The organism is Desulforapulum autotrophicum HRM2 (genome assembly GCF_000020365.1).
GTDB classification, from domain to species: domain Bacteria; phylum Desulfobacterota; class Desulfobacteria; order Desulfobacterales; family Desulfobacteraceae; genus Desulforapulum; species Desulforapulum autotrophicum.
The window spans coordinates 5,540,139-5,560,646 of record NC_012108.1; the positions used below are offsets into that span (position 1 = coordinate 5,540,139).

The 20,508-nt window shown below is 47.9% G+C and carries 14 protein-coding genes; 5 read left to right on the top strand and 9 right to left on the bottom strand.

The genetic code is table 11. From position 1 onward, the window contains the following. Positions 1–2: 2 nt before the first annotated feature. The 7 genes from HRM2_RS24280 to HRM2_RS24310 form a co-directional block, all read right to left on the bottom strand. The gene (locus HRM2_RS24280; RefSeq protein ID WP_015906665.1) at positions 3–2,021 is read right to left on the bottom strand and encodes an HsdM family class I SAM-dependent methyltransferase; all 2,019 of its coding nucleotides are present in this window, start codon (positions 2,019–2,021) and stop codon (positions 3–5) included. A gap of 57 nt (positions 2,022–2,078) precedes the next feature. Next, positions 2,079–2,489 carry a hypothetical protein gene (locus HRM2_RS24285; RefSeq protein WP_015906666.1) on the bottom strand — a complete coding sequence of 137 codons (411 nt, stop codon included), beginning with the start codon at positions 2,487–2,489 and terminating at the stop codon, positions 2,079–2,081. Beyond that, positions 2,486–3,907, bottom strand: a complete 1,422-nt coding sequence (locus tag HRM2_RS24290) for a hypothetical protein (protein WP_041273487.1) — start codon at positions 3,905–3,907, stop codon at positions 2,486–2,488. The genes HRM2_RS24285 and HRM2_RS24290 overlap by 4 nt, the downstream gene beginning before the upstream one ends. Positions 3,908–4,077: 170 nt before the next feature. Further along, positions 4,078–5,088, bottom strand: a complete 1,011-nt coding sequence (locus tag HRM2_RS24295; RefSeq protein ID WP_015906668.1) for a hypothetical protein — start codon at positions 5,086–5,088, stop codon at positions 4,078–4,080. Positions 5,089–5,112: 24 nt separating this feature from the next. Then, a complete protein-coding gene (locus tag HRM2_RS24300) occupies positions 5,113–9,543 on the bottom strand; it encodes a hypothetical protein (protein WP_015906669.1) in 4,431 nt (1,476 codons plus the stop codon). A 17-nt stretch (positions 9,544–9,560) separates the two neighbouring features. Continuing rightward, the gene (locus tag HRM2_RS24305; protein WP_015906670.1) at positions 9,561–10,256 is read right to left on the bottom strand and encodes a hypothetical protein; all 696 of its coding nucleotides are present in this window, start codon (positions 10,254–10,256) and stop codon (positions 9,561–9,563) included. After that, a complete protein-coding gene (locus HRM2_RS24310) occupies positions 10,253–11,572 on the bottom strand; it encodes a hypothetical protein (RefSeq protein WP_148214706.1) in 1,320 nt (439 codons plus the stop codon). Before HRM2_RS24310 ends, HRM2_RS24305 begins: the two co-directional genes overlap by 4 nt. A gap of 718 nt (positions 11,573–12,290) precedes the next feature. On the opposite strand from HRM2_RS24310, the gene HRM2_RS28415 reads away from it, so the two are divergent. Beyond that, positions 12,291–12,407, top strand: coding sequence for a Fic family protein (locus HRM2_RS28415; protein WP_408605360.1), 117 nt, complete (start codon positions 12,291–12,293; stop codon positions 12,405–12,407). 49 nt (positions 12,408–12,456) lie between these two features. Here the strand turns inward: HRM2_RS28415 and HRM2_RS24315 are convergent, their stop codons facing one another. After that, positions 12,457–12,954 (bottom strand): single-stranded DNA-binding protein, encoded by a 498-nt coding sequence (locus tag HRM2_RS24315; RefSeq protein ID WP_015906672.1) that lies wholly within the window; start codon positions 12,952–12,954, stop codon positions 12,457–12,459. A gap of 161 nt (positions 12,955–13,115) precedes the next feature. Between HRM2_RS24315 and HRM2_RS24320 the strand changes: the two genes are divergently transcribed. After that, positions 13,116–14,291: a THUMP domain-containing class I SAM-dependent RNA methyltransferase gene (locus tag HRM2_RS24320; RefSeq protein ID WP_015906673.1), complete on the top strand. Its 1,176-nt coding sequence runs from the start codon at positions 13,116–13,118 to the stop codon at positions 14,289–14,291. A 62-nt stretch (positions 14,292–14,353) separates the two neighbouring features. Here HRM2_RS24320 and HRM2_RS24325 read toward each other — a convergent pair whose 3' ends face one another. Further along, a complete protein-coding gene (locus HRM2_RS24325; protein WP_015906674.1) occupies positions 14,354–16,168 on the bottom strand; it encodes an acyl-CoA dehydrogenase in 1,815 nt (604 codons plus the stop codon). A 503-nt stretch (positions 16,169–16,671) separates the two neighbouring features. Here HRM2_RS24325 and HRM2_RS24330 point away from each other — a divergent pair. The 3 genes from HRM2_RS24330 to HRM2_RS24340 all read left to right on the top strand — a co-directional run bounded on the left by HRM2_RS24330 (position 16,672) and on the right by HRM2_RS24340 (position 20,506). Beyond that, entirely contained in the window at positions 16,672–18,225 is a 1,554-nt protein-coding gene (locus HRM2_RS24330) for an ABC transporter substrate-binding protein (RefSeq protein WP_015906675.1), read from the top strand. A gap of 380 nt (positions 18,226–18,605) precedes the next feature. Beyond that, positions 18,606–19,589: an ABC transporter permease gene (locus HRM2_RS24335; RefSeq protein WP_015906676.1), complete on the top strand. Its 984-nt coding sequence runs from the start codon at positions 18,606–18,608 to the stop codon at positions 19,587–19,589. Then, on the top strand, positions 19,586–20,506 hold the full coding sequence (locus HRM2_RS24340; protein WP_015906677.1) for an ABC transporter permease: 921 nt from the start codon (positions 19,586–19,588) through the stop codon (positions 20,504–20,506). Before HRM2_RS24335 ends, HRM2_RS24340 begins: the two co-directional genes overlap by 4 nt. The last annotated feature ends 2 nt before the right edge of the window (positions 20,507–20,508 follow it).

The following is a 20,508-nucleotide window of genomic DNA, read 5'->3' on the forward strand; positions in this document are numbered from 1 at the left end:
CATCATTCAGCCCTTCTATACGCCCCAACAATCTTATCCAGATCATTGGGCACCCCAGAATCATAATCTTCGATATTATTCTTTACCACATACCCCAGGGTTTCGGCCACGGCCATAAACACGTCGGTCTGGGGTTCGGGCAGGAATTGTTCCGGATGATCCGGGCTTGCCTTACGCTTCTGAAGATAGAGCACCGAGGTTTTGGCACCCGTGCCCGATAACTTGAAGGTATCTGCAGGAAGGCTGACCACGGCCTTTATAATGGCCTTGCCCCCGACAAACTGGCCGTCGGCATCCTTGGTGCCCATCATATACTCACGGACATAGCGGTCCGAAGAGTTGCACAGCACCCCGTCGGGCAGCACAATCAGCAGTCGGCCACCGGGTTTGAGGAGCTGAAGACAACGGTCTATAAAGAGCACGGCCGGATCAATGGAACCGCCTTTGACCGGTTTCCATTCGCCTTTGTTGTTGGGTTTGCTACCCAGGGCCAAACCGCCGGTGGTGGGTCGGCACTCCATCTTATCCGCTTTAGTGGTGGAAACATTGATCAGATCAGACCTGAAATTGTCCAGAATAAGATCCATATCTTTCTGGTAATGTTGCTTCTGTGTTGCTTTGCCCTTACCGAACTTGGGAGTACCAAACGGGGGATTGGTGCAGATGAGATCAACACTGTTGGGTTGAAGGGATGGTGTGGTCAAGGAATTGTCCGTGTAAAATATTTTGGCTTTATTGGCCCCCTGCAATGCCATATTCACCCTTGCCAGCATCACCATGCGGGGGGCTGAATCCGCGCCCACAAAGCTGTATTCCATCATGTCATTAAACAGGGCATCCCTTGCTGAATCAGCCATGGGAATATCGTCAAGGGCCGCTTTCAGGTGGCTTAAGGCCACGGAACCAAACCCGTAGGAACCGCAGGTGGGGTCGCAGAAACGAAACACCGGGCGGTTGTTCGCATCCCGTGTGGTGAGTTGCCCGACTGTTTCAGCATCCTGGACAATATCGTGGAACGCCATGGTGAGCATGGCCTGTTTCACCGGATTCGGGGTAAGGTAAACCCCCAGCCCCCCTTTGGATTCAAAGTTGGCCCTTAGAAAAACATCGAACACACGACCCAGCACATCCCCTGACACATCTTTCAGGGTGCCGTTATCCTTACCCGCGATGGGCCTACCATGGTTGTCGGTAACCGGTCCCAGGTTCTGGATGGCTTCCAACAACGTTTCGTAATTGCGGGGCTGAACCAGACGAAAATGGGTTTGGCCACCAAAAATGGGATGGTTTTTTCCAAGATCATCGGTTGTCACATAATCTTCATGGCCCTTCAAGGCTTCAAAGGCTGCCTTGATCTGGTCCACCGCAACACTGCCGTGTTCTTTCACATATCGATAATCAAACACGGTCCTGAAATCAAGGATCTCATCTTTATATGGAAAGGTAATCTCTTCGTCGTGCTGGACCCGAAAGGATTCCAGAAACAAAAATTTGGCCACCTCTTCGATAATATCGTTCTTATCGTTCACCATATCTTTCACAGTCTGGTAGACCTGCTCATGGAACCCGTCCAGGTCATGCATGAGCTTGGTGTAAATCTTTAATGACCATTTCAGGGTGGGATCGGTCTTGAGCCGTTTATACTCATGGATAACTTCAATGGAAGGGATTTCATCAATGGCGTCAATGCCACGGGCGGTAAAGAGCTCATAGCAGCGTTGATTCTTGCCGTCTCCAAGGACTGCAAACACAGGCCATAGTTCGGCAGAAAGGCCTTCAAGCAGTTGATACACGAGCTCCAGCAGTCTGGAAGGGTCTGAATAACTCCAGTTGCCCTCTTTAAGGGCAATCACCAGAATGCGCGGGGTCTCTTTACCGGCAGGTTTACCGTGGATATTCCCGGCATATACAAAATCAAGATCGCTCTCGATCAATTCAGGGATGGGAAAATCACGATATTGTTTACACATTTTCTGGAAGTCTACTTCAAGATTTTGCTCGGTCTCTTTATTTTTTGCCATCTGTGTTCCTGTTCTTTTATGTTTTCAGCCCCCATGGGAGGTTGACGATAATTTTTATCAGCCCAGGGCTTTAATAACCGGCCCCATGGTTGTCAATTTGGGATGTTCCCGGACCGCCGCAAGAATCATGGGTTCCGTGGCCACCACCCCCGTTGGCAGTTTACTTTTAACCTGTGCCACGGGCATGGGGCGGCCTGACGCACTGACAATCTGCCAGATCACCCCTGCCAGGTCATCTGCCTGACCATCGCCTTTCTGCAGGTCTTGGGGAATCTGATAAACCGGATCATCACTTTCACCTTTGCGAACCACAATTTCCGGCAATACCGCCAGCCACAACCGCAATTGTGACTGGTGCCAGCCGATTTCCTGCCATAGTAAGGGGGAAGTCTGCCATATTTCAGACAGGTGTTGTGAACTGGCAAGGCTGCGTTTAATGTGGTTCAGCCTGTGGGAAAGATCGCTCATATTCCCGAATCTCCTTTTCCTGGAAGCCGATTAATAGTGTGTGGCTTGCTTGTACCTTGGCTGATTCCGTGGGCAGCATTAAAAACAGGCAACAGCTGCTGCAATATCACATTCAGCTCTTTTGTGGCATCCCTACTTTTTTCATGATGTTCCACCACCTTTTCATGCCAGAATTTTGCGGTGGCCGGATCAGGCTCAGGCAGTACGATTTTATCAAGCTGTCCCAAGGGTATAAATCGAAGACCGCCGTTGACTGCAAGCCGTTTAAGCTGCATCCTTACCAGGCGTGATTCCATGAGCAAGGCAAAGGCGCCCGGATATTGATGAAACCGAAGTGCCGCAATCTGGCCACTTGGATAAATCAACTCCACGGGGGGTGTATCCATGTAAGCCACACGGGCATTTTCTGCAAAAGTGGAAACCAGGACATCATATTGACACAACGCCCTGTATTGGGTGCGCCAGGTTTCATGGGTTCGTTCCAAAAGGGGAAATTTGAGGGAAAGATGTTCCGAGATGTTGGCGATCTGAAGCACCTTACTTTCTTGACCCATAACCCTTTCTCCATTGATGGGATTCAAAACAGCAAGTTCAGTAATGGATTTAAAGCCATATTGTTCGATCAGTTGAATGCGCAGGTACTCCTGCTCAATCTGCTGAACATGAAGCGCATCACCAATGTATCGCGGGTTGAAGAATTGTCCCCGGCACTTTTTCGAATATGTCCAGTAAAGCCTGTCAAAGCCTGCAAGCTGGGTAGCACTCCACTCCTTTACCTGCTGCCTTACCGAAGCAAGCATCTGCTGGGCATCCACCAGACGTGTATAAACACCCATATAAAGGGGGGCAAGGTCCTGGACAAAATCGGGCACCGGGCAAATTGGCATCCCTTTAATCTTTTTAAGGCCCAGGCGAATCAGGGCACCAATGGAATCAGATTCGTTGAGATAGTCCTGATACAGGGGCTGATTCAGGCAAAAACAGACCCATACGGCTTGAGCTTGTGATAACCCGCGAATAATTCCAAGATTTGCATCAACAGGATGGCGTCCATGGGAGGCGGTCACCATTGCCGCACAGGATCTGCCAACCTTCCGGATAATTATATCCAGGGGTTCCACACAAAAGGGCTGGCCTGCGATCATAGGAGAACTAAAGTGATCCGGCTCTGTTTCTATCATGTGGGGCTGGATATTTCGTAATCGATAAACCGGGGCCGTCTCTACCATGGGATCAAAATTTAAGGCAGCCGGGTTACGACTCACCCGCCACCCTTCAACGCAAGTCTCAGCAAGATCCCCCAAAGTTAACCAACCCACACCCATCCCACGCAAGATGGCACCGCCCGACAAATAAACTACCGGCCGCCAGTCGTCTTGTTGCTCCATTTTTTGCGGTGAAACGTGGATGGTTTTCAATTGAGCATCATCTCCATTGCGTTTTTTACATCAGTATCAACATTTTTTATCCTTCGCAAGGATTTATATTTATTTAGTTTGCGAGTATGGACGCAATCTTATTATTATTTCATAGTAACCAACAAAGACTGTTGGCTTTACAGCTAAACAAGGTTGAATAAAAGGCGGAATTACAACATCGTTAAAGGTTGGAGCGCTTCCTGGGGGATACGCTTTTTATTTTGGATTAGATCCAAGACCGTTGAACGGATCTTTTCAGGAATGATGGGCGCTATTTTTTTAAAATCGAATTTTCCGGTATGGCTCTTGTCGGGACCCGGCGTAACTTCCAGAGACAACAGTTTTTCATACAGAAAAGGTTCAAGGTTAAATGGCATATCAAATTGATCTTCAAAACGGCTTTTAACATAAAAAGGGATCATCAAGCCCTTTTCATCTATATCCCCAAAATAACAGACCTCTGAAAACCTGCACTTTTTCATAATAAATTCAAGGTTCACCCAGTTACCCTCAAATTTTGCTCCCCACCCGAAAACAACCGACGAATACCATCCTTGCTCATCATTAAGGGTTTTCAATGAAAACCAGGTTGCCATATTTTCAATTACAAGGCAGGGTTTACCCCTTGCGCTTTCAGGACCTGCCTCCCAGGAAAGGGGATGATAAATACGCCGGCAGCGAAGGTCATCAAGGGAGAACTGACCTTTTGTAAAAGGAACCGTCTGGGAAAATTGTTTGTCCAGATATTTTTCGTCACCAAAGAGCTCATAGGAGCGCTCGTTTACCGGTACAACCTCTTTTTCAAGCCCGCCGTTTTTTAACCACCCATCGACCTTGAGCCAGTTGTCAAAAGAGGACAGCCTTGATTCTGGAAGAAACGCCAATTTAGGATGCCACAGAGAATGCTTGGGGTTTAGCTTTTCCCGGTGACTTCCATGCTTTGGTTTACGCTTGATAAATTTGGGCAATGGGGGCTGTGCCGAACGGTTAAACTGCGCCTTGGATTTTGGCAGTTCCAGCCCATGGGCGTTTACCATATTGTCGATCAACTCCGATAATTTTTTCCGGGAGTTCAGGCACATATCAGCCGGCACCACCTTTTCAAAAACATCCCACAGTTCTGAAAGATCAATCTTTTGTTTATCGGGTAATTTTTCAAAAAATGTTGTGGTTAAATCCATATGGCATGCCCCAAAATACCTTTTTTAATTGATTCTTTCCGTGTTTTTGCCATCGGCACCGGCCTTGATGCCAAGCACAGGGGCAAAAGGATCTGTTATCGGGTCTGGGGAAAAATCTGCGGTGATTGACTCAAAACGGGTTTCAACCGCCTGGACACGCTGGTCTCCCCTTGTGGTCCGTTCTGTTTTTTTCAAGGTCACAAACCGGTTGAATTCACTTAACGATCTCGTGTCCTTGATGCCGGTAAAATAGATGAGCTGAACATTTGATATACGCGCCATTTCCCTCTGCAATTTCAAAAAAGAGGACTTGTTACATTGACCGAACGGGTTGTCCAGAATCAAAAAAGACGGGAAATTTTTGCGCTGGTAGCAGTTATTGCCAACCATACGGGCCAGTGTTGTATATAAATAAATCGCTGCCGTGGCTTTCTCTCCCCCTGAATGGGCCAGTGTCTGCATAATGTCATCCCGTTCCCTGGTGGGATTTGACTGGACCTTGAGCGCCCGGATGGAGAAATTACCCCCAATCACTTCATGTACCCCCCGTAGAATCAATTGTACGGAATTTGAACTCAATTTCACCTGGGGATTTCTCAATATCTGTTCAATGAACGAGGATAACTGGGTACGGACATAGTCCGGATTCTTCACCTTGGGGTTCATCTGAACCTTGAAAAAAGGTTCCTTGCTCCAGATCTCCCAGGTTCCGGTATTCACGGGAAACCGCGATGAGGATTCAAGGGCTTTGAAATTTGCCAGGGCCTCGTTCACATATTGCTGGTAGATTTCAACGATTGTCTCGATACGCTTATCCATCTTGCCGATGGTGTCATGAATGCTATCCACCCGCTGGATGATTTCAGAAAGATAGTGCTCTGCTTGAAGGTAAAGGCTGTCTTTAATGTTCCGAATCCGGGCTTTTATTTTCTCGGCAATATCCTGATAGGATTCATCATGGAGAATTCTGTCTATCGCCTGGGTAATCCCGGCGATAGCGTCTTTTGATTTATCCAGTTCCCCATTAATGTCGGCAATTGTTTGTCCTATTTGCGTCCAGGCACGGCCAGCCTCTTCAATGTCGGAAAAAACCTGGTCCCCATTATCCTGATGGTTGGCATGGGGAAGGGAAAGCTGCAAAACAGGCTCAATTCCTCGGATGTCACCCAGGCAGTTGTTGTGCATTATTTTAAACTGTTCATGGGTCGATTTTTTCTCTTCAAGCAGATGATTCGTCTGAACCAGCTCGTTTTCAAGGCGATCCAAAACAGTTTCAGCGTGTTCAACGGTTGAGACAGGCCCAGCCTCCACCGGTTCCTCAATGGTAGGATATTGACTGCGCCATTCAGACAGGTTCTCTTTTGCCTGTTTGTATTGCTGCTTTTTCTGGCCGGCATTCTCCCTTAACGTATTTACAAAAGTTTCCTGTTCAGAAATACTCTCCTGCTGAATGCCTGGGGTGTCGGTCTCAAAAGCCTCCCTGACCTCTGTATCAGAAAGATTCCCCCTGAGATTGGCATATTTCTTTTCCATGCCCATGCGTTGCCTTTCAGTGGCTTCCCTTTCCCCCCTCAATTTGGCAGTAAGGTCCGACTGGCTCTCATATTGATCTTTTGTTCGTTTGTACATTTCAGTTAATTCATGGTGATCAACTTCGGCATAATCCTTGCCATCACCCACCTGCCTGTCATAATACTGGATGCTGTCTTTATCTATCTTCTTTGATTCAAGCAGACCGACCTGCCGCTCTTTCTTTTCCTCCAGATTATCAATAAGGCTGTCAAGCGGCAGCCGATCCGCCACTATCTTTTTGAGTGCCCTATCGATGTCCTTGTTTTTCCGCTTTTTCTCTTCGATAATCTCCTTTTGCCCAACAATTTTGCGGTGATAGGTTTCTTCATAGACACGGAACTCGTTCAGGTGATTCTTTTTTTCTCCAAGCTGTTCTCGGAAAGAAACAATTTCAACTTCCATGGTTTTTTTAAGATGGATGGTGTCATCTATTTGTGCGTTGATATGAAGGATACGGGATTTGATTTTACCCAAATCCTCCTTTAAAGCTGACAAATCAGAAATCATTGTTTCCAATGACAGAACCCCATAAATTGACAGATGACGCTTTAAATGATGGAAAATATTAGAAGCGCTCTTTGCTCGACTGTTGACCTCGGACAATCTGGATTCATTTTTATAAAGTCTTTTTTTCAGTTCCTGTTTGTAGATTTCAGCGGCGTCTCCATTGAAAGAGGCATCGGTATCCGGCAGCACCACGTGCTTATGGACACCATCTGAAAAATTGCTATTTACCGAAAGACCCTCTTGCTGGAGGGTCAGTTCAACCGGCCCACGCAAATGCGCCAGGGCAGGCACTTTCTTGGCCTTTTTAAACTCCTCCGGGGATTGAAAAACAATGCCGCTGTACTTGGCAGGTTGTTGGGACAAAAGTTCTCTTACTTTCCCAGGCGCAAGAACCCGGTTTTGCGCAAAATACTGTCCAAACCCAAAACAGGCAATGTCCTGGTGTGAAAAATAATCAAGGACCCGGACAACATCCTTTGACGGCGGAAGCACCGAATTCTGCTCAAGGGCTTCCAGATCCAATTGATCCGACTCTAGGGCTGTTGTCAATATCTGATGTTCAGCCCTTTGTTCGTCGATATATTTTTCAAGACGTGCACAGAGTCCAGCGTCATAGGGGATAACAACATCCACGCCTTCGAGTTCCATAAGAGTCTGATTGTGCTCTATTTTTGCAAGGCTTTCCCTGTAATCTTTAATCTTTTCCCTGATTCTCTCAATTTTATTTTTACAATTTTCCTTGTTAACCTTACTCTCAAATGTATCCTTGTTAAGAGCCGTTAGCCGCTCTTCCAATTGCCCCATGGAACGGTTCTTGTCTTCAATGGATTTTTCCGTGTCCGATATTTCACTTAAACACCGGTCTTTGCCTTGTACAAAATTTTCCTGGGCCAGCATCACGCCTGATTCCACAAGATGATTTAGTTCGAGTTTTGCCTCTGATAACCACTCTTCAATCTTGGAAATGATTTCACTGTTATGCACCTTGTCACTTTTCAGGCATGACTCCCTGCGGACCAGCGTCTTTTGTTCATTGCGGGCGTCTGCCAGTTTTTTGCGAATATCAGACAGTTCCCTATCAATCGCCTGGATTCTTTTGTTGCATAAGGTATAAAGGGCGGCTCCAACCCCATGGAGTTGTTCAAGGGTTGCCTTTGCGGGCAGATCAGCTTTGGCTATGGCTTCATCAATGGAACGGATCGTGGCTTGGACCTTTAATAGTTCCCCCAGGCACGAAGCGGCTTTAAGCAATTTGAGTTTATATTCGGCCTGTTCCAACCTTTTGTTTGACGACGCTTCATCTATCCTGGCATTCTCCTCCAGGATCTGAAGTTTCCTCATTTCAAACCAGAGACGGGTGGCATTAAGCCTTTTTATTTGGTCGGTTACCGTATTTACTTCATTTTTTGAGGCAAGCGTATCTGATTGAAGTTTTGAAGATTTTTCTTTGAGGTGGAAAACCGTGTTGGATATTTTATCTGCAATCTCTCCCCTTTTCTTTTCTGATCCATGGATCTCTTTTTCAAGGCGTTTTACATTCTTGCCCGGCCCCTGAAGTAAAGAAACCTGCCGGGCCAATTTATTCATAAACTCTTGCTCTTTTCGCAGATTCGGAATGTTGGCAAGCTCATTACGGTGGGCCTCAATGGTCTCTGGAAGGGCGCTTGTTCTTTCGGGGTCTATCAGCGGGGTCAGCACAAGATCCACAAATTCATTGATATTTGACAGTTTCAAGATTTCATCTGCATTGGATTCTTTTTTATTCATCAAAAGCTGCATTTTCATAAGCTCCGGATGAATATTGATACTTTTCAGGAAATCAGCCCATTGGGACTGGCGCTTGTGGCTGAAAGGCTCTGACTTTGGATGCTGCTTTAAAATACCATTCGCCCAATCACACGCTTCAATATACGATATTTTCTCCTTCATGGGGATATCATCAGCGGACAAGCCGGATCCGGTTTTAAAACTGAAAAAATGCCTTTTTAATTCAAAATTGCCGGCATCATCCCGAACGGTGGATTTGTATGCCATGAACCCGACAATGCGAGTGGGCTTATCGTCAAACAAAAACTCCTGTTTGTCATCAACCGTGAATTCAAGGACAACCCAGGCCACCTCACCGGCTTTAAAGTATGAATCCAGGGTGCGAACATCATCAAACCCTTTACCACCGGTAATCATGCGCTTGTTTGGAATAAAAACTGAAATAATGAGCTGAATGATGGAACTCTTTCCATCACCGTTTTCCGCCATGACAATGGTATCTGTATACTCTGATGCATTATCCGGGCTGCAACATTCAACCTTCAGATCATAGAGGCGTGCAGCCGGATGTCCCGCCCTTGAAAACCATGTATTCAATAAATATGGCATTAACGCACCTCTGTTATTTAGTTTGAAGTCATCATGCCTGCCATCTCCTGCACCACCTGGAAAGAACGATGGAGCATCATGTTTTTTACATGGACCCGAAATTTTTCCCGGGTGGCAAATGTCCCTTCCTGGTCATCACTTGTCTGGGAAATAAAATTTCGTGACTCAAGAAACGAAAAAGCAAATTTGACCGCCCACGCCAGGGATCCCCTTGTGTGTTTCTCGTTTTTGCGTTGAATCGGCTCGTTGGATTTGATGATTTCCCATACCTGCCTGAGCCCGGGCACTTCCTCGTCTGTTTGAATATTAGAGGCCATTTCAACCAACTCTCGCATTCTTTCCCGGATATTGTAACATGAAGGATATATCACTTGGGGGTTGTCAAGGCTTTCAGGGGTTGGATAACAAAAAGCTGCCAGGGCAAGGATAGACATACCGATCATCATCCGCTCTTCAGGTTTGACATTACCGAAAACATCTCGGATAGTGGGAGCATATGGGCTGTTCTGGTCCTTCAACCCCAGGACCAGAAGCCGTGAGGAATCAAGAATGACGAGCCCCTGACCCGCCGTAATTTCTTCCACCACCCCATGAAACTCAGCATCCAAATTATACCGCTCCAGAAGCTCCCGGTACCTTGGATTTTTATTGGGCACAAGCTTTGGTTTGAGACCGCATGTAATAAGGTATGATGCATCCTGAATATCACTCATAACGCTTCCTCTGCCTTTTCTATTATCGACCGGCTCAACAAAACATCATCGCATGAAAAGTTTTCAAATTTAAATGTCGTATCTGTTTTCTCTGCGGTAAATCCGTGGTAGTTCCTGGGCGCCTGAAATATAAAATGTGCAAGCAAAACAGCGGCTACTTTTTGGGAGTAACCTTCGTCAACAAGATGATCAAGCAAATTCGAAAGAAGCACGCTCTCCCGGGTTAGGCAAATACCATCCAGCAAAGACAGGATCTCGGACAAATCCTGTTCAGAAACAAGCGGTTCTTCCTCCCGTAGGAATTCCTGGAACTCGTCTTGTTCAGGGACGGCATTTTCATCCATATTTCTTTCAACCAGCGCACGGTTTACGATAAAGGTAAGATCATCCACGTAGGGTAGGGACGGCGGAATAATGGCTGGAAAAAGTTTCTCGTTCAACGTGGGGATCAATTGTTTCGGAAGTCCCATTAAAGGAAGGAAAATGTCGTTGATAATGTTCGGGAGATGTTCATACCGGGATGAATCAATAAATGCCTGGTCATCCTGGGCTTTCCTGAGATGGGAACCCATGGTGGTAATTTCGGTTAACAATTGGCTGTAGGTGTTGGCGCAGTCCATGACCTTTTTGCGGATGAAGGCCAGCTGTTCGACACTCTCCCCTTCAAGGTTGGGATCATTTTCAATATGAGAAAGAATACGCTTATCCGAATCCAGAAACAGGGCAAGATTTTCTTCTGCCCCTTCAACCCGGGGTATAATGTCCCGGGTCCAATGAACACTTTTCAGATTGATACTGATGCTCGTCTTAAGTTCCATCAGATACTGTTTCTGCTGAAGCGTGATTTTATAATGCTCTTCGGCGGTCTGAATGGCCTGGCTCAGTTTTCCTGATCTAAGCTGGTGTTCAAGAATGGCCTGTGTTGCAATGGTTTTGTCAATCAGGGGTTGGGAAAGGGCCTGCAAGTATAAATTGATACATTCCACCGATGGCTGAATGGTGAATGAACCGTCAAATGCATCCAGTTCGTATAACAGCCGGAATCGAATTTCATAGAATCTATTGTCGGAAATCGAATAAATACGATCGGTAAACTCCTTGCCTTTTTTTACATTCAAAAGCGTATTGATAAATTCGCTGGAATATTTATCAATTTCAGCTGGCCCTGGGATTTTTGTTCTCGGGTTTTCGTTCTTAAGTGCCTGAAACTGAAAATGGATCAGACTGAAAACTTTATTTTTCAGGTCATCCCGCTGTAACTCACTGTCAAGGCTGCCAAGGGCAAGGGAATGGAGACAAAACTCAATTGTATTCACAAAAAGCGAAAAATGATCGACAACATAAAAAGGAGATGTTTCACGATGGGGCTGCAACTGACAGACAGGCTTCGTGATTGCAAGGGCATACGACCTCTGGAATATGGGATCATTGGGATATTCTATCATATGCGTTATAACTTTTGGTTATGATATATGTCATTTGCGTCTAACAAAATTTAAAGCAACTTAAGATGATGGACATAATTTTGAAGCATAATGCTCTGAGACACAGCATACGCCACAATTTTTATACCTTAGAAAATTATCGACTCCTACCATCTCTCCAAAATTTTATTAAAACATACGATTCTTAGAATAAGTACGGACAGCTTAAAAAGTCAATACGCTAGTCGCCCCATGTAAAGAAATAAACTTCGTTAAAAATCAATTTTCGATAAACAAACCCAAAACTCGGGACTGGGCCCAGAATTTTCCAGCCAACAACCTGTTATTCGCTTTACAGATATTCGCATCTTGTGACCGGTTTGCCCTGTCCACAAGTAAAAGAGATTGCAGCCTAATGGATCCATCAACTGCTCCTTCAGGAAACGTGTATACTGGAGGGTGGTCCTGGCAGATACGACTCGAATCCGATATAAGAATGCAATGGTGCAAAGGGACTAGGTCGGGACCAAGTTGAAATATTGACAGTATGCAAGAGATAACAGGCTGTTCCAGATCTATTGACCCTGGTAGGTAAAACGAATCGAACCAAATTCCCCACGGATCTTTTAAAACCCCTGCTTTAAAAGCAGGGCTGGTCGAAAAGACCATTCAGGACAAACCCAAAAGCGGTAAACAGAGATACCGTGATACAAAAAAAAGGATGTAAAACCGAAGCCTTACACCCTAAAAGTTTACAATTTAAATAATGGTAACGGTTAGAACGGAATATCATCCTTGGGCGGCACAGACCCGCCAGATCCGCCGCCCTTATATCCGCCGCCCTGGGGCGCCCCACCCTGCTGATAACCGGCATTTCCCTGGTAACCACCGCCCTGGGGAGCGCCGCCCCCCTGGCCACCCTGATAGCCACCGCCCTGTTGAGCGCCACCACCACCACCGCCACCACCGATAAAGTTGAACTCCCTTATAATGATGTCTGTTGAATAACGGGTAACGCCGTCTTTTTCATACTGGCTGTAAGTAATCTCGCCTTCCACATAGAGCTGATTACCCTTGTTCACATACTGGGAAATCAGTTCGCCTGTCTTGCCAAAGGCGGTGCAGCGATGCCACTGGGTGACCTCCTGTCCGTCCTTCATCTTTTTTGAGGTTGCAAGGGAAAATTTACACACCGCAAGCCCGGAGGGGGTGTATGTCATTTCCGGATCTCTGCCAAGATGACCTAAAATAATCGCTTTGTTAACGCCAGCCATGATAAACTCCTGTTTATTTTGTTTTAATTATGTGAATGCTTGTTTGAAGGCATTGATTCTGGAATCTGATCTGTTCTGTTCATAAAAAACTTTTACCGGAATTATGAACCAGTGTCAAACCCGACGTTTACTTGGGGCATTTAAAAGGATATAATCACACCATGAAACCAACACCATTTGAAAAACGGATAAAACGACGGGTAACCGCAAGAAAGCAGACCTTTTTTGCGTCCACAACCCCGGGGCTCAAACAGATCCTGGCCGCTGAATTTGCAGCCCTTCCCCTGGAAACGGAACATTTTACCATGGCCGAGGGCGGGGTTGTATTCACAGGTCCCATGAAATCCTGCTACCTTGCCAATCTTTACCTTGGAACCGCCTCCAGAATCACCATGGAGGTTGCGGAATTCAAGGCTGAAAACTTCAGAACCCTTGAAAAAAAACTGGCCCAGGTCGAGTGGGAGCTCTTTCTTAAAAAAAGGAGCCATATCCATGTGGAGGCCACCACCCACCACTCAAGGCTATATCACACGCGAGCCATTGAAGAGCGGGCCGTTCAGATCATCCAGGACCACCTTGACATGGCGGCACCAGAATCACCCGGCGCACCTGCCAGTTACAAGATCCTGATCCGGGTCAGGGACGACCGGTTTTTCATCTCTTTAGACACCAGCGGAGACCTTCTCCACAAGCGGGGGCTCACAAGCGCAGTGGGTATGGCCCCCCTGCGGTCAACCCTTGCCCGTTCGATTCTGATCCGGACAGGCTTTTCAGGCAGGGAACCGTTGATGGATCCCATGTGCGGGTCAGGCAGTTTCCTCGTTGAAGGGGCAATGATGGCATCCCAGATTCCCCCGGGATTTTATCGGCAGTTTGCCTTTGAACATTTCCCCTGTTTCAGCCAGGCCCAGTGGAACCACCTGAAAAAAACGGCAGAAAAAAATTTCCGGAACGTGGAAACGCCCCTTATCTTTGGTTTTGACCAGGCCGGGAATCTGATTGCGGGTCTTGAGCAAACCCTTTCCGACCATGGGTTTTCAGGGCTGGTACAGGTAGACAAACAGGACTTCTTTGACCTTGGGCCGAAGGATTTCACCGACCAGGCCGGGGTGGTGGTCCTGAATCCGCCCTATGGTAAACGCCTGGGGGAAAAGGGTGAAACCGCAGAATTTTACAAACGGATCGGCGACAAGCTTGCCCGGAATTTCCAGGGATGGAGGGTGGGCATCCTCCTGCCTGAACCTGAACTTGCCAGGGAACTTCCCTTTGCTGTGGAGTTACATCCCCTGTTCCACGGCGGACTTGAAATCCATGTAGCCACGGGTAAAATCCACTGAAAAAGAAAAGCCCGGGTCAAAACGACCCGGGCATGTTTTTACAGAAATTACTTCAAAAAAGATTAACCGGCAAAGGATGCTTCGTCAATGTCCACGGCTGCACCGCTGACGGTTTTAAGGCCAGCAAGGTTACCCATGGTCATGGGAAGAAGGGTCTCCACAAAGAACTGCAGTGACTTGATCTGACCGTTGTAAAAGGGTTTGTCCTTTGCCTTGGCCTTTTCAAGTTTGGTGGCTGAGATGGAGGCTCTCCAGAGCAGCATCCACGCCACGGCAACGTCGCCGGCGGCATCCTGGAAGGGATGGGCATTGGCAAAGGCATTGAGCACCTTGGGTGACATGGCTGTCTGTCCCATGGTCATGGCAACCTCGCCAAGCTTGTTCAGGGCCTTTTCGATCTTTTCTGCATAGGCCTGGATAGCGGGAATCTCCTTTGCCCCAGCAACGGTTTTCTGCATCTCACCAAAGAGATCCATGATGGGCTTGCCCTTGTTCATACCAAGCTTTCTGCCGAGAAGATCCATGGCCTGGATGCCATTGGTGCCCTCATAGATCATGGTGATGCGGCAGTCCCTCAGGAGCTGGGCCATGGGATACTCTTCGATAAATCCATAACCGCCATAGATCTGCATGCCCTGGCTGCACACCTCAAAGGCACGATCCGTGACATAACCCTTGGCAATGGGGGTGAGAACCTCCACAAGGCCCTGGTATTTGGCCCGTTCCGCCTCATCCTTTCCAATGGCTGCCATGTCTGCACAATAGTTGACATAGTAGAGAATGCTTCGCATGCCTTCCACAAGGGCCTTCATCTTGAGCAGCTGACGACGGACATCCGGGTGCTGGATAATGGGAACGGCCTTTGCATTGGCATCCATCATCTCAAGAAGATTTTTGCCCTGAATTCTTTGTTTTGCGTAGTTCACGGCATACATGTACGAAGCCGTGGCGCAGGCAAATCCCTGGAAACCCACCAGGAGCCGGGCCTCGTTCATCATGACAAACATGGCCTTCATGCCCTTGTTCTCTTCACCCAGAAGGGTTCCCACACACTTGCCGTTACTGCCAAGGGCCAGGGAGCAGGTGCTGTTGCCGTGGATGCCGAGTTTGTGCTCGATGCCCGTGCACACCACATCGTTGAACTCACCAAGGGAGCCGTCCTCGTTTACGAGAAACTTGGGAACCAGAAACAAGGAGATGCCCTTGGTGCCCTCGGGGGCACCTTCAATGCGGGCAAGGACGGGGTGGATGATGTTCTCGGTCAGGTCATGCTCTCCGCCGGAGATGAAAATCTTTTCACCTGTGATGGAAAAGGTGCCATCATCGTTTCGTTTGGCCGTGGTGGTCAGGGCGCCCACATCGGATCCTGCCCCAGGTTCGGTGAGGAGCATGGTGCCTGCCCATTCGCCGGAGTACATTTTTTTAAGAAAAACCCGTTTCTGCTCGTCGGTGCCAAACTCTTCGACCAGCTTGCCTGCACCATGGGTGAGGCCGGGGTACATCATGAAAGGATAGTTGGCCCCGTTAAAGTATTCCATGGTTGCCGAAGAAATAGTCCTTGGCATGCCCTGTCCACCCCATTCAGGGTCTTCAGTCATTGCAAGCCATTCTCCCTCGTTAAAAAGGTCATAGAGCCGCTTGAATGAAGGAGGCGTTGTTACCTTGCCGTTCTCCAGAACACAGCCATGCTCATCACCCTCCTTCTGGGTGGGAAGGATCTCCTTGACCGCAAGGTTGCGGGCCTCGGAAACAATGAGGTCGATGGTTTTTTTGTTGAACTCTGCAAATTTTTCGCTTTTCTTTGCAAGCCCTGCCGTGTCAAGCATCTCGTGGAGTAAAAAATCAATATCCCTTCTGTCGGAAATAAACTGTGCCATTGCTGAACTCCCCATGAATTTATTATTAATAAAGCCCCTGGATCAATCGCCCTGAACCAGACAGGATATGAATTTCCCTTCATATTCTAAATCCGGCTTCAAAAGGCAAATGTTCAAGGAATAGCCCTAATGCCAAAACAAAAATTCAAACAATAAACAAAGTAGAAACAGATAGTTTTATAAAAACAAGCACTCGCTTTACCCCGGTTGCTACGGACTGTCTTCCCCTTGTTTGATAAATGAATTATCATTCATTACATTTGAACGACAGATAGTCAACAAGTTTTTGGTTTTTAAGACATTTCGACATTAGCTGTAAATCGAAAACAGGTCGAGACAGGCCCTTTCAGCAGGATCGAATATTAAAAACAGGGGGTTATTTACTTGACCCCCTGTCTTCCGTCTGGTATTTTTGATCGGTTATACGCTATTGCAGACAACAAAATTACCCTTGAACAAATCGGTGTTGCCTGCCCCACATTAAACTTTTTAGGAGGAATGGGATGAAGAAAATTATTGTATTTGGTTTAACCCTTTTCATGGTGATGGCATTTGGTTTTTCAGCCAATGCCAAAACAATGAAAGTCGGTCTTGATGCTGATCCGGTCTCCCTTGACATCCATGTTCAACTCTCGGGCGGAATGCTTCAGCTGTCACACTGGTGCTTTGATCCCCTGGTCCGTTGGACCCAGGATATGCAGTTTGAACCCCGCCTTGCTACCAAGTGGGAACGGATGGATGATCTGACCATGCGTTTTTACCTTAGAAAAGGGGTTAAATTTCATTCCGGCAACACCTTTACGGCAAAGGATGTGAAGTGGACCTTTGACCGCATGAGAAAAAGTATAGACTACAAGGGTTTGATTGAGCCCTTTGAAGGCGTTACCATCATTGACGACTACACCGTGGACATTAAAACAAAAAAACCCTATGCCCTTCTTTTAAACATGGCCACCTATTTCTTTGCCATGGATTCTGAATTTTACACAGGAACGGATGAGTCCGGCCAGCCCAAGGACGCCATTGTAAAAATTGGTCCCTCCTATGCCCTGGACCATCTCTCCGGAACCGGCCCCTTTGTGGTTTCCTCCCGGGAGCAGGGCGTCAAGATGGTGTTTGACCGGTTTAAAGATTACTGGGACACCAAGTCTCCAGGCAATGTGGATCAAATGATCCTCACCCCCATCAAAGAGGATGCAACCCGGGTTGCCGCCCTTCTTTCAGGCGATGTTGACTTTATCTCCCCCGTTCCTCCCCAGGATTTCAACCGCATTGAGGGCGACAAAAATGTCCAGCTTGTCACCATCAACGGCGGCCGAATCATCACCTTCCAGATGAACCAGGAGCGTCGTCCTGAGTTCAAGGACGTCAGGGTTCGCCAGGCAATGGTATATGCCGTGAACAACGCCGGCATTGTCAAAAAACTGATGAAGGGAACGGCAACGGTTGCAGCCCAGCAGGGACCCGAAGGATATGCGGGATACAAGGAAAACCTCAAACCCCGCTTTGACCTTGAAAAGGCAAAGGCCCTCATGAAAGAGGCCGGACTTGAGAATGGGTTTGAATGCACCATGATCGCTCCTAACAACCGCTATGTAAAGGATGAAAAAATTGCAGAGGCCGTTGTCCAGATGCTTGCCAAGATCAACATCAAGGTGAACCTCAAGACCATGCCCAAGGCCCAGTACTGGGATGAATTTGATGCAAAGGTGGCTGACATCCAGATGATCGGATGGCATTCAGACACAGAAGATTCCGGTAATTTCACCGAGTTCCTCATGATGTGCATCAACAAGGAGACCGGTTACGGTGCATACAACAGCGGCGTGTACTGCAACAAACGGGTAGATGAACTGACAGTGGCTGCCCAGTCAGAGACGGACCTTGCCAAGCGGTCCGACATGCTCAAGGAAATCGAGCAGATCCTGTATGACGATGCGGCCTTTATTCCCCTCCACTGGCAGAATCTTTCCTATGCCGGCAAAAACAACGTTGGCATCAAGCCTGTGATCAACTCCATGAATTTCCCCTACTTTGGGGATATTGTCGTTAAATAACCGGCATGGCCGGAGCCAGACACGGCTTCCGGCCATAACGAAGCATGAAACTTAGATACTCGACAGCAGAGGCGACCGGGGGAGGTTTTACCCGCAGCGGATTAAACGGCAGCGGTCAGCATGGACGCTGAAGGAGCTGCCGTTTCCCTCGGAGCAGCCCAGGACGGGCTGTGAGAATGAGCGGAGGGTAATACCTCCCTCTGGTCGGCGGAATGATACGAGTTTCATATAAACCGGCACGGCCGGATCGAGTTATGGTTCCGGCCCCAACGAATTTTGAAACGCCTTCATTGACAATGCTTTGGCGAGTGTTTCATATAAAAAAAAAGGGGCAGACTGTTTCAACCAAAGTCTGACCCCATTACAGAGAACATAAATCCATGTTTGCATTTATCGTACGAAGAATCACCCAGGCGGTCTTTGTCATGCTGGTGATCAGCCTCATCGGGTTTGCCATTAAAAATAAGATCGGTGATCCTGTCCGGGACCTTGTGGGCCAGCGGGTGACCCCGGCGGAAAGGGCTGAGATCAGGGATCGCCTCGGTCTTAACGACTCGTTTGGCGAGCAGTATGTGAGATTCCTTAAAAATGCGGCCCACGGGGACCTTGGACTCTCTTTTTTCTACAAGAAACCCGCCCTTGACGTGATCATTTCAAAGGCCCCTGCCACCATGGAGCTGGTCTTTGGGGCCGGACTGCTCATCATCCTGATCTCCCTTCCCCTTGGGATGTACACGGCCCTGAAACCCAAAAGTTTTTTATCGAGATTCACCATGGGATTTTCCACCCTGGGGGTCTCCATGCCCGTATTTTTAACGGCCATCATGCTCATCTACATCTTCGGAGTCCAGCTCCACTGGCTCCCCTCCTACGGCCGGGGAGAAACCGTGGATATTTTCGGCAACGGGTGGTGGCAGTCGGGTTTTTTCACCGCTGACGGTTTAAAACATCTGATTCTTCCCTGTATCTCCCTTGCATCCATCATGCTGCCCCTGTTCATTCGACTCATCCGGTCTGAGATGATGGAAGTGCTTGAAACCGAATACATTAAATTTGCCTGGGCCAAGGGACTGCCCCCCATGCGGATATGGCTGGTCCATGCATTTAAAAACACCCTGCTGCCTGTGGTTACGGTTTTTGGCGTACAGATCGGCATCATGTTCGCCTTTACCATCCTCACCGAGACGGTTTTCCAATGGCAGGGAATGGGGTACATGTTCCTTGAAGCCGTGGAGCGCTCGGACATCTCCCTTCTCATTACCTATCTCATCGTCGTGGGGTCCGTATTTGTCATTGTAAATACCCTGGTGGACATTCTCTATGGATTGATCAACCCCACGATAAGAATAGCAGGAAGAAAATGAAAAATTTCATCTCTCGTTTTAAATCGTCCTATCTTTTTTACAGTTTCAAGCGGGACAGGACCGCCAGGATCAGCTTTGTCATTCTGACATTTTTTCTGCTGCTGAGCCTTGTGGCCCCTCTGGTTTCACCCTACAACCCCTATGATGCATCAACCACGGATCTCATGAATTCCGAGATTCCACCGGCCTTCATGGACGGCGGAACCACGGAATTTCTCCTGGGCACGGACAACATGGGCAGGGATCTTCTCTCCACCATGATCTACGGGCTCAGGATATCGGTGCTCATCGGGCTCGGGGCCGTATTTCTCCAGGCTTTCATCGGCATCATCGTCGGTCTTACAGCAGGCTACATGGGCGGCAAGGTGGATGCGGTTCTCATGCGCATCGCAGACATCCAGTTTTCCTTTCCCTACCTCATGGTGGCCATCTTCATATCGGCCATTTTCCAGCTCATGTTCGGCATCGGCAGCTTTGAAAAGCTGGCCGTGCCCCTTCTCGTTGTCATCATCGGCCTTGCCGAATGGCCTGTATACGCAAGGACCATACGGGCATCGGTCATGGGGGAAAAGAACAAAGAGTATGTGGAGGCGGCAAGGGTGATCGGACTGTCCCAGCCCGTGATCATGTTCCGCCATGTCCTTCCCAACACCCTGACTTCGGTCATGGTCATCTCCACCATCCAGGTGGCCAATGCCGTGATGAGCGAGGCGGCCCTGTCGTTCCTTGGCCTTGGAATGCCCGTGACCATGCCCTCCCTGGGATCTTTGATCAAGTCCGGATTTGAGTATATCTTTTCCGGCATCTGGTGGATAACCATCTTTCCGGGTGTCTTTCTCATCCTCTTTGTCCTTGTGATCAATCTGCTCGGGGACTGGCTCAGGGATGTGCTCAACCCGAAACTCTACAAAGGATAGTC

Excerpts from the sequence above, each read along its gene's own strand:
- HRM2_RS24300 (WP_015906669.1), bottom strand. The coding sequence starts at position 9,543 with ATGCCATATTTATTGAATACATGGTTTTCAAGGGCGGGACATCCGGCT.
- HRM2_RS24315 (WP_015906672.1), bottom strand. The coding sequence starts at position 12,954 with ATGGCTGGCGTTAACAAAGCGATTATTTTAGGTCATCTTGGCAGAGAT.
- HRM2_RS24280 (WP_015906665.1), bottom strand. The coding sequence starts at position 2,021 with ATGGCAAAAAATAAAGAGACCGAGCAAAATCTTGAAGTAGACTTCCAG.
- HRM2_RS24330 (WP_015906675.1), top strand. The coding sequence starts at position 16,672 with ATGAAGAAAATTATTGTATTTGGTTTAACCCTTTTCATGGTGATGGCA.
- HRM2_RS24320 (WP_015906673.1), top strand. The coding sequence starts at position 13,116 with ATGAAACCAACACCATTTGAAAAACGGATAAAACGACGGGTAACCGCA.
- HRM2_RS24305 (WP_015906670.1), bottom strand. The coding sequence starts at position 10,256 with ATGAGTGATATTCAGGATGCATCATACCTTATTACATGCGGTCTCAAA.
- HRM2_RS24285 (WP_015906666.1), bottom strand. The coding sequence starts at position 2,489 with ATGAGCGATCTTTCCCACAGGCTGAACCACATTAAACGCAGCCTTGCC.
- HRM2_RS24335 (WP_015906676.1), top strand. The coding sequence starts at position 18,606 with ATGTTTGCATTTATCGTACGAAGAATCACCCAGGCGGTCTTTGTCATG.
- HRM2_RS24340 (WP_015906677.1), top strand. The coding sequence starts at position 19,586 with ATGAAAAATTTCATCTCTCGTTTTAAATCGTCCTATCTTTTTTACAGT.
- HRM2_RS24295 (WP_015906668.1), bottom strand. The coding sequence starts at position 5,088 with ATGGATTTAACCACAACATTTTTTGAAAAATTACCCGATAAACAAAAG.
- HRM2_RS24325 (WP_015906674.1), bottom strand. The coding sequence starts at position 16,168 with ATGGCACAGTTTATTTCCGACAGAAGGGATATTGATTTTTTACTCCAC.